The organism is Bradyrhizobium sp. ORS 375 (genome assembly GCF_000239775.1).
Lineage (GTDB): Bacteria > Pseudomonadota > Alphaproteobacteria > Rhizobiales > Xanthobacteraceae > Bradyrhizobium.
This window is the reverse complement of the sequence record NZ_CAFI01000344.1, coordinates 1-9,193: the sequence shown is the minus strand read 5'-3', so window position 1 is coordinate 9,193 and position 9,193 is coordinate 1. Positions and strand designations below refer to the sequence as shown.

Annotated in this window: 10 protein-coding genes; 7 read left to right on the top strand and 3 right to left on the bottom strand. The window is 67.0% G+C overall.

Going from position 1 to position 9,193, the window contains the following annotated elements; translation table 11 throughout:
• From BRAO375_RS24745 to BRAO375_RS24715, 7 genes are all read left to right on the top strand, one after another.
• Window positions 1-202 (top strand): SDR family oxidoreductase (locus BRAO375_RS24745; protein ID WP_139031460.1); only part of this gene is annotated, 202 nt, incomplete at its 5' end.
• Between the two features lie 47 nt (window positions 203-249).
• Entirely contained in the window at window positions 250-1,212 is a 963-nt protein-coding gene (gene lipP1 / locus BRAO375_RS24740) for a LipP1 family hormone-sensitive lipase (protein WP_009030187.1), read from the top strand.
• A 265-nt stretch (window positions 1,213-1,477) separates the two neighbouring features.
• Window positions 1,478-2,644: an amino acid aminotransferase gene (locus tag BRAO375_RS24735; RefSeq protein WP_009030186.1), complete on the top strand. Its 1,167-nt coding sequence runs from the start codon at window positions 1,478-1,480 to the stop codon at window positions 2,642-2,644.
• Window positions 2,645-2,663: 19 nt separating this feature from the next.
• The gene (locus BRAO375_RS24730; RefSeq protein WP_009030185.1) at window positions 2,664-3,287 is read left to right on the top strand and encodes a YitT family protein; all 624 of its coding nucleotides are present in this window, start codon (window positions 2,664-2,666) and stop codon (window positions 3,285-3,287) included.
• Between the two features lie 253 nt (window positions 3,288-3,540).
• A complete protein-coding gene (locus BRAO375_RS24725) occupies window positions 3,541-4,605 on the top strand; it encodes a ketopantoate reductase family protein (RefSeq protein WP_009030184.1) in 1,065 nt (354 codons plus the stop codon).
• Window positions 4,606-4,732: 127 nt separating this feature from the next.
• Window positions 4,733-5,746, top strand: coding sequence for a Na+-dependent transporter (locus BRAO375_RS24720; protein WP_009030183.1), 1,014 nt, complete (start codon window positions 4,733-4,735; stop codon window positions 5,744-5,746).
• A 125-nt stretch (window positions 5,747-5,871) separates the two neighbouring features.
• Window positions 5,872-6,753 carry a transporter substrate-binding domain-containing protein gene (locus BRAO375_RS24715; protein WP_009030182.1) on the top strand — a complete coding sequence of 294 codons (882 nt, stop codon included), beginning with the start codon at window positions 5,872-5,874 and terminating at the stop codon, window positions 6,751-6,753.
• Between the two features lie 120 nt (window positions 6,754-6,873).
• Here the strand turns inward: BRAO375_RS24715 and BRAO375_RS24710 are convergent, their stop codons facing one another.
• From BRAO375_RS24710 to BRAO375_RS24700, 3 genes are all read right to left on the bottom strand, one after another.
• Complete coding sequence (locus tag BRAO375_RS24710) at window positions 6,874-7,542, bottom strand: amino acid ABC transporter permease (RefSeq protein WP_009030181.1); 669 nt, start codon at window positions 7,540-7,542, stop codon at window positions 6,874-6,876.
• Between the two features lie 31 nt (window positions 7,543-7,573).
• Complete coding sequence (locus BRAO375_RS24705) at window positions 7,574-8,824, bottom strand: NAD(P)/FAD-dependent oxidoreductase (protein ID WP_009030180.1); 1,251 nt, start codon at window positions 8,822-8,824, stop codon at window positions 7,574-7,576.
• Between the two features lie 22 nt (window positions 8,825-8,846).
• On the bottom strand, window positions 8,847-9,193 hold a 347-nt coding region (locus BRAO375_RS24700), incomplete at its 5' end, for an SDR family oxidoreductase (RefSeq protein WP_035641984.1).

Genomic DNA, 9,193 nt, shown 5'->3' with positions numbered 1-9,193 from the left:
CGACAGCCGCATGCTGAGCGCCATCATCGAGGGCCGCAACGGCGCTCCCGTCCCCGTCGACAAGGTGGTCGACCGCGTGCCGGCGCGCCGACTCGGCAAGGGCGCCGAGGTCGCGGCGATCGTCGCTTTCCTCGCTTCCGATGATGCAAGCTACGTCTCCGGCGCCGCCTACACCGTCGACGGCGGCCGCACCGCCGCCTGACACTCTCTCCGTTCAACAGCCCCCTTCAACACGACAGGTTCTTCGCAATGCCCGTTCAACTCGATGCCGATGCCGCTGCCGTCTACAAGGCGTTCCAGGAGGCCGGGCGTCCGGCCTACGAGATGCTGACGCCGCAGGAGGCGCGGGACTACTATCTGGCCGCGCGCACCGTGAGCAATCCCGAGCCGCCAGAGCTTGCGGACGTGAAGGACCTCGCCATCCCTGCTCCGCACGGCGCAATCCCGGCACGCCTCTATCGGCCGAAGATGGTGCGGCAGACCAACGGTCTCGCACCGGGCCTGGTGTTCTTCCATGGCGGCGGCTGGGTGATCGGCAATCTGGACTCGCACGACGTGGCCTGTCGTGCGCTGGCGCAGGAAGGCGAACTGATCGTGATCTCGATCGACTACCGCCTGGCGCCGGAGCACAAGTTTCCCGCCGCGGTCGACGACTGCCTCGCGGCCACGCGATGGGTCGCCGACAATGCAGCCGCGCTCGGCATCGACGCCGCCAGGCTCAGCGTCGGCGGCGACTCGGCGGGCGGCAATCTCGCCGCGGTGGTCGCGTTGTCTGCGCGCGACGGCAAGGGCCCCAAGCTCTCGGGCCAGGTGCTGATCTATCCGGCCACCGACTTCACCATGAGCCATCCCTCGCACAGCGAGCCCGAGACCAGTGTGCTGCTGACGCATTCGGTGATCCGCTGGTTTCGCGACCACTATCTCAACAGCACAGCCGACATCCACGACTGGCGCGCCTCGCCCGCCAAGGCCGAAACTCTCGTTGGCCTGCCTCCGGCCTATGTGCTGACCGCCGGGGCCGACCCGCTGCGCGACGAGGGTGACGACTACGCCCGCCGCCTGCGCGAGGCCGGCGTGCCCGTGACCTACCGCACGCATCCAGGCCAATTCCACGGCTTCTTCACCATGGGCAAGCTGCTCGACCAGGCCAATGTCGCCGCGCGCGACATCGGGGCGTGGCTCAAGCAGCTCGATCGGCCGGCTGGCATCTGAGCGGTCACGCCGCGTGCGGTCGACGCGGCCCGCGTGCTCGCGGGCCGTGCTCTTATGCTGCTGAAGACGTCTCGTCCGGGATCGGCTTGCTCGCGCTCGAGCGGCAACTACATCCGGGCGCGCCGAGGCGCCCATGCACCAGACGAAGCGGAGCATCGCCGAAATGCCCGCTGTTTTTGCGCTGCAACCGATATAGTGTCCGGTCGCCCGTAAGGACGGCCCATGGCCAGCTGGCGGGCCCATCCTCTGACAGGAATGCGCCGCAATGTTCGAACGCCTGAGCCGCCAGCCCGACGATCCCCTGCTCGCCTTGATCGGCATCTTCAAAGCCGATCCGCGGGCCGACAAGGTCGATCTCGGCGTCGGCGTCTATCGCGACGAGGCAGGCCACTCGCCGATCTTTCGCGCGGTGAAGGCTGCCGAGCGCCGGATCTGGGAGAGCCAGGACAGCAAGGCCTATGTGGCCCCGGAAGGCGACCAGGGCTTCCTGGACCTGCTGTGGACGATGGTGAGCGGCAAGGCCTCTCCTGTTCATGCCGCTGGTGTCCAGACCCCCGGCGGCTCCGGCGCGCTGCGGCTCGCCGCCGATCTGATCCGCCAGGCCGGCACGGGCAAGATCTGGCTCGGCCTGCCGAGCTGGCCCAACCACGCCGGCATCTTCGCCGCCGCCGGGCTTGAGATCGAGACCTATCCCTATTTTGACGTCCCGTCGCAGACGCTGCTGCTCGACGGCATGCTGGAGGCGCTGCGGAAGGCCCAGCCAGGCGATGCCGTGCTGCTGCATGCGTCCTGCCACAACCCGACCGGCGCCCCGCTGGGGGCCGCGGACTGGGCGCGCATCACCGAGGTGATCGCCGCCCGCGGGCTGGTGCCGCTGATCGACTCCGCCTATCAGGGTTTTGGCGCCGGCTTCGACGGCGACGTCGCAGGCCTGCGCGCGCTGGTCTCGGCCATCCCCGAGGCGCTGGTCGCGGTCTCCTGCTCGAAATCTTTCGGCCTCTATCGCGAGCGCACCGGCGCGCTGTTCGCCGTCGCCGCCAGCGAGGCTGCGGCGGCCACGGCCCGCTCCAATCTGGTCGCCATTGCCCGCACCAGCTACTCGATGCCGCCCGATCATGGCGCGGCGATCGTAAGAACCATCCTGGGCACGCCGGAGCTCTATGACGACTGGCGGGCCGAGCTCGAGTCGATGCGCGAGCGCCTCGCCAGCTTGCGCCGCTCGTTCGCCGCGGCGCTCGGCGATCGCTGGTCGAACTCGCTGGCGATCGGCAAGCAGGAGGGCATGTTCTCGCTGCTGCCGCTCACGCCGGCGGAGGTGATGGCGCTGCGGGAGAAGCACGGCGTGTACATGCCGACCTCCGGCCGCATCAACGTCGCCGGCCTGAGGCTGTCGGACGTGACCCGCGTCGCCGGCCTGTTCGGGTCGATCTGAGCGGCGACAGGCGGAACCGATGGCGGTGACCGAGATCGCGCAGGAGCAGGAGCGGCACAAGCTCTACGAGGATGCGATGGCCTTGACCCTGGGCACGCTGTTCGTGTCCCTGGGCATGCTGATCTATGGCAAGACGGTGCTGCTGGTCGGCAGCACCGCGGGCCTCTCGCTGCTGTTCAGCTACATCAGCGGCTACGGATTCGGCGTTTGCTTCTTTCTGATCAACCTGCCGTTTTACGTGCTCGCGATCAGGCGCATGGGCTGGCCGTTCACGATCCGCACCTTCGTCGCGGTCGGTCTGGTCGCGGTGTTCTCGCGCCTGACGACGTCCTGGGTCGATATCGCGGCGATCGACCCGATCTACGCCACCGTGATCGGCGCCGGCCTGACCGGCACCGGCCTTCTCATGCTATTCCGCCACCGCACGGGCCTCGGCGGCATCAACATCCTCGCGCTCTATCTGCAGGAGCACTGGAAGATCCGCGCCGGCTATTTCCAGCTCGCGGTCGACGTACTGATCATGATGGCCGCGTTCTTCGTCATCCCGGTCAACCGGCTGGCGCTGTCGATCCTGGGGATCGTGATCGTCAACGTGATCATCGCCATCAACCACAAGCCCGGCCGCTATATGGCGCTGAGCTGAGGGACTGGATCGCCATCAGACTTCTGGCCAGGCAACCGCAAAAGTTGGCCTGCTCCCGATGCCGCACTGCCGCAACAAACCTTGCCAGACGAGCCATTCCATGGGAAGAAAGCTCTGGTATGCCAGCAACCGAGGCAACGACTTACCGCCTCCGTCCGCTCTTTGAGGGTGTCTGACGGGCTCTTCGGTGCGGCTGGATCGCCAACAAGAAACGCAACAACACAATCCGAATCAATCCTGGGGAGACCAAGGTATGGCACGCAATATCCTGATTCTCGGAGCCTCCTACGGCTCCCTGCTCGGCACCAAGCTGCTGATGGCCGGCCACAATGTCACGCTGGTCTGCCGCAAGAAGACGGCCGAGCTGATCAACCGGGAGGGCACGGAGGTCCGCATCAAGCTGCGCGACGAGCCCAACCATCGCTCGATCTTCTCGCGCGACCTGCCCGGCAAGCTCGATGCCGCTTCGCCCGACGCCGTCGACCTCAGCCGCTATGACCTCGTCGGCCTGGCGATGCAGGAGCCGCAATACACCAACCACACCATTCGCGTGCTGATGGTGAAGATCGCCGAGGCCAAGCTGCCGTGCCTGTCGATCATGAACATGCCGCCGCTGCCCTATCTCAAGCGCATTCCGGCGCTGGCCAACAGCGATCTCGAAGAGGCCTACACCAACGCCCAGGTCTGGGAGCGCTTCACGCCCGGTCTCGTCACGCTGTGCTCGCCCGATCCGCAGGCCTTCCGTCCGCCGGAGGAAGGCGCCAACGTCCTGCATGTCGGTCTGCCCACCAACTTTAAGGCGGCAACTTTCGAGGACGAGAAGCACAACGCGCTGCTGCGCGAACTGGAGCGCGACATCGATGCCGTCAGGCTCGACGGCCAAGACGTGCCGGTGAAGCTGAAGGTGTTCGACTCGTTGTTCGTGCCGCTGGCCAAGTGGTCGATGCTGCTGACCGGCAACTATCGCTGCATCACGCGCGGCGAGCCGCAGGCGATCCGCGACGCCGTGCACGGCAACCTCGCCCAGTCCAAGGCGATCTACGAGCATGTCGATGCGATCGCCCGCAAGCTCGGCGCCGACCCGAGCGACCAGGTGCCGTTCGAGAAATACGCCAAGGCGGCGGAGAGCCTGCTGAAGCCGTCCTCGGCGGCGCGTGCGGTCGCCGCCGGCGCGCCGTTCATCGAGCGCGTCGATCTGCTGGTGAAGCTGATCGCGCAGCAGATCGGCATGCCCAATCCCGAGATCGACCAGACCGTGCAGACCGTCGATTTCAAGCTCAACGAGAAGATCGTCGTGGGCGGCTCCAGCGCGCAGTGACGCTGGCGGGCGTCGGCTACGACATCGTCCGTAACGAGATGTGACTTTGCAGGAACGCGCGGCCATCGCATGGTTCGCGCGTTCTTTGATTCACATCGCTCTTTGAGCCAGATCGCTTGGAATTCCGATGCCGTCCTCCGGGCCTTTCGCGTTTCCACTGCGGGCCCTGAGCTGGCTCGGCAATCAGGGTACACGCGCCATCGTCCTCGTACTGGTGGCCGCGATCGCGGTGCCGCCGCTCGGCGAGCTGGCGCGTCCCTACGTCACCGAAGCCATCTTCCTATTGCTCTGCATCTCCTTCATGCGCGTCGACGTCGCGATGCTCAGGGCACATCTGCGCCGGCCGCTGCTGGTCGTCGCCGCGACTGCGTGGACCACGATTGCCGTGCCGCTCGCGGTCGGCACGATCGCGCGCGTCAGCGGCCTCGACGCGGGCGCGCCCGAGCTGCATCTCGCGCTGATGCTGCAGGCCACGGCCTCGCCGATGATGGCCTCACCGGCGCTGGCCGCGCTGATGGGCCTCGACGCAACCCTGGTGTTGATCACGCTGGTCACCTCGACCGCGCTGGTGCCGCTGACCGCGCCGGTGTTCGCCTATATCTTCCTCGGGCAGACGCTGGCGCTGTCCCCGGCCGCGCTCGGGCTCAAGCTCGCCGGCATCCTCGCCGCTGCGCTGGTCGTGGCCGTCGCGATCCGCTTCGCCTTCGGCATCGAGCGAATCCGTCAGCACCGCGCGCCGATCGACGGCGTCAACATCTGCATCCTGTTCGTGTTCGCATCCGCCATCATGGCCCACTTCCTCGCCGACCTCGTGACGAGTCCGTTCCGCATGTTGGGACTGGCGGTGCTCGCCTTCGCCGTATTCTTCCTGCTGCTGGGTATCACCATGCTGCTGTTCCGCCGCGCCGGCCGCGAGCGGGCGATGGCACTGGGCGTGATGGTCTCGCTGCGCAACATGGGGCTGATGCTTGCCGCCACCGAGGGCGCGATCCCGGGCACGACGTGGCTCTACTTCGCGATGAGTCAGTTTCCGATTCATCTGGCGCCGCAGCTACTGCGGCCATTCGCGGACCGGCTGCGTGCGAAGCCACTTCCATCTGGCGGGACCGACCATGGCGTGATCAGTCCTGCCCGGGAATGAGGCAGCGCAGCATCAGAGCGCGCCGGCCACGACGTTCGTAGCACGGCTGCTATCAAGTCCGACATGCTTGTTGCCGGTGCGCACCGCCAACGCTACGCTCCGCGCCATTGGTGCAGGAGGATGTTGTGACCCCATCAGACGATCAGACCATTTCCGAGGACCGCCGCGAGGCGCTGCGCTACGCGCTCGCGATCGGCTCCGGCGCGGCGCTCGCGTCCGCCATGACGACGACGCCCGCGTCGGCGCAGGCGGCCGCCGACAACACGCTGGACCGCGTCCGCGCCAACAAGGTGCTGCGCATCGCCGTGCTGCCGGGCGAGCTGCCTTACTTCAACAAGGACCTCGCCTCCGGCACTTGGTCGGGCTTCTCGATCGAGATGGCCAACGACATCGCCAAGCTGCTCGACGTCAAGCTCGAATATGTCGAATCCACCTACGGCAATTCGGTGCTCGACCTGCAGGCCGGCAAGATCGATCTGGGCTTCGCGCTCAACCCGACGCCGCAGCGCGCTTTGGTCATCGACTTCTGCGGCACGGTGTTCCCGCATCCGTTCGGCGCGATGCTGAAGAAGGGCATGGAGGCCAAGACCTGGGCCGACATCAACAAGCCCGAGGTCAAGATCGCCGTCGACGTCGGCTCGGCGAACGAGGCGGTGGCACGGCGCTTCGCGCCGAACGCGACCATCAAGTCGCTGAAGTCGCGCGACGAGGTGATGCTGGAGATGGCGTCCGGCCGCGTCGACGTCGTCGTCAACGCGCTGATCCTCGGGCTCACCGCGATCGCCAAGAACCCCAATCTCGGCACCTACAAGATCCTGCAGTCGCCGTCGGTCGCGATCCCCTCCAGCATGGGCGTGCGCCGCGAGGCCGACAAGCGCTGGCGCGACTTCCTCGCGGTGTGGATCGACTACAACCGCGGCATCGGCCAGATGCGCGAATGGTTCGTCAAGGGTCTCGGCCTCGCCGGCGTCAAGGCCGAGGACGTGCCGGTGGAAGTGAATATCTGAGGGAAGCTACGCTCTCTCGATCGTCATTGCGAGCGAAGCGAAGCAATCCAGAGCCACGCATGCCGCCCTGGATTGCTTCGTCGCTTCGCTCCTCGCAATGACGGCTGATAACGTACCCCCTCACGCCTTATCGTAGGTCATGCCGCGCTCGAAGCGCCGGCCGAGCAGCGTCGCCGGAAACAGGATCGCGAAATAGATGATCGCGATGATGGTGTAGACCTCGAGCGGCCGGTAGGTGTCGGCGTTGATCAGCGTCGCGTTGTAGACCAGATCCGGCACCGCGATGACAGACACCAGCGAGGTGTTCTTCAGCTGCGTGATCGACTGGTTGACGTAAGGCGCGAGCATCGGCTTCAGCGCCTGCGGCAGGATCACGAGCCGCATCATCCGCCACGGACGCAGCCCCAGCGCCCGCGCCGCATCCCACTGTCCGCGCGGCACGCTCTCGATGCTGCCGCGCACGATCTCGGCATAGAACGCGCCGCCATACAGCGACAGCACGGTGACCGCCGCGACATGCGCGGGGATATTGACGCCGATCACCACGGGGAATGCGTAGTAGAACCAGATGATCTGCACCAAGAGCGGCGTGCAGCGGAACAGTTCGATATAGGCGATCAGCAGCCAGTCGATGACCAGGGGCCGCCGCAGCCTGACGATGCCGACCAGGAGCCCGATGAGCGAGCCGAGCAGGATGGTGCCCAGCGTGTAGGCCATGGTCCAGCCCAGCCCCACCCAGAACAGGTGGCTGTACTTGCCGAGAATGGCAAAATCCCAGGTGTAGTTCATCGGAGCTCCGGCGCGAGGCGGTCGCGGCCCATCACAGGTACCGGCTCGGCGCGAACGCGGCGACGTCGAAGGACGGCGCCTCGCCCGCGATCATCGCGGCGATCGCCGCGCCCGTGGCCGGCCCCGTGGTGAAGCCGATGTGCTGGTTGCCGAATGCAAGCCACAGGCCGGAATGGCGCGGCGCCGGCCCGATCATCGGCAGCGCATCCGGCAGGCTTGGCCGCGACCCGCGCCAGGGCTGCGCCACCGCCTCGCCGAACTCGACGACGCCGCGCGCCAGCGGCACCACCTGCTTGAGCTGGGCGAAGTTCGACGCCGCGTCGCGGTCGGTCAGCTCGACGCCGGAGGTGACGCGCACGCCATTCTCCATCGGCGCCAGCACGAAGCTGCCCTCGGCATCATTGATCGGGCGCAGCAGCTTGCGGTTCGGGTTGGGCGTGAACTCCTGGTGATAGCCGCGCTCGAACGCCATCGGCACTTTATAACCGAGCGGCCGGAGGATGTCCGGCGACCACGGCCCGAGCGCGACCACGACATGCCGCGCGCGGATCTCGCCATCGCCGAGCACGACGCGCCAGCCGTCGCCGTCGCTCAGCAGCGCCCGGATCTCGGACTGCCTGAGCACGCCGCCCGCGCCCTCGAACATCCGCGCATAGGCTTTCGTCACATGGCCCGGCGAGTCGACCGATGCCGTCTGGCTGTGCAGCAGCCCCACTTTGTACACCGGCAGCATGTTCGGCTCGAGCGCCGAGATCGCCTGGCGGTCGAGCAGCTCGCTCTTGATGCCGTATTCGGCGAGGAAGGCCTGCTCCGCCTTCGCCGCTCCGACCGCATCGCTGCGCCACGCCTTGAGCCAGCCGGTCTCGCGGATACGCTGCGGCTCGCCGGCGCGAACGATCCAGTCGCGATGCAGCTTCAGCGACGCACCAATCAAGCCGTGCAGCGCGATCGCCCGCGGCCTGACGCGGGACTCCACGGCATTGGCGAGGAAGCGCAGCACCCACTCGATATTGCGCAACGTCCACGACCGATCCCAGCGCAGCGCCGCGCTCTTGTTGCCGAGATAGGACGGCAGCGCTGCAAACAACGACGGCTTGTTGAACGGAAGGATCGAGCCGGAAGAGAGAATGCCGGCATTGCCATAGGAGGTCTCCTCGCCCGGCGCCTTGCGGTCAACCAGCACCACCGAGAGCCCGCGCTCGCGGAGCGCATAGGCCGAGGAGACGCCGACGATCCCTGCCCCCAACACGATGACGTCGGCCGTCTGCTGTCCACTCTCCATCGTCCCTCAATCCATCTCAGATCTACATCAAGGTGAGGCCGCCATCGACCGGCAGCACGGCGCCGGTGACATGGCCGGCTGCTGCCGACAGCAGGAAGGTCACGGCGGCGGCGATGTCGTCGGGCTCGGCGAGGCGCTGTTGTGGATTGGCGGCCGCCGCCCTCTGCCACGCGACCGGATCGAGCGAGCCGAGCCGGCCCGCATCCTTGCGTGTATAGCCGGGCACGACGACGTTGGCCGTGCCGCCGGTCGCGGCCAGCTCGATCGCGAGACACTTCACCAGCGCCTCGAGCGCCGCCTTCGCGGCCGCCGAGGCGGGGAACGTTCCCCCCGGCACGAAGCGGTGCGCCACGAAGCTGGAGATCGCGA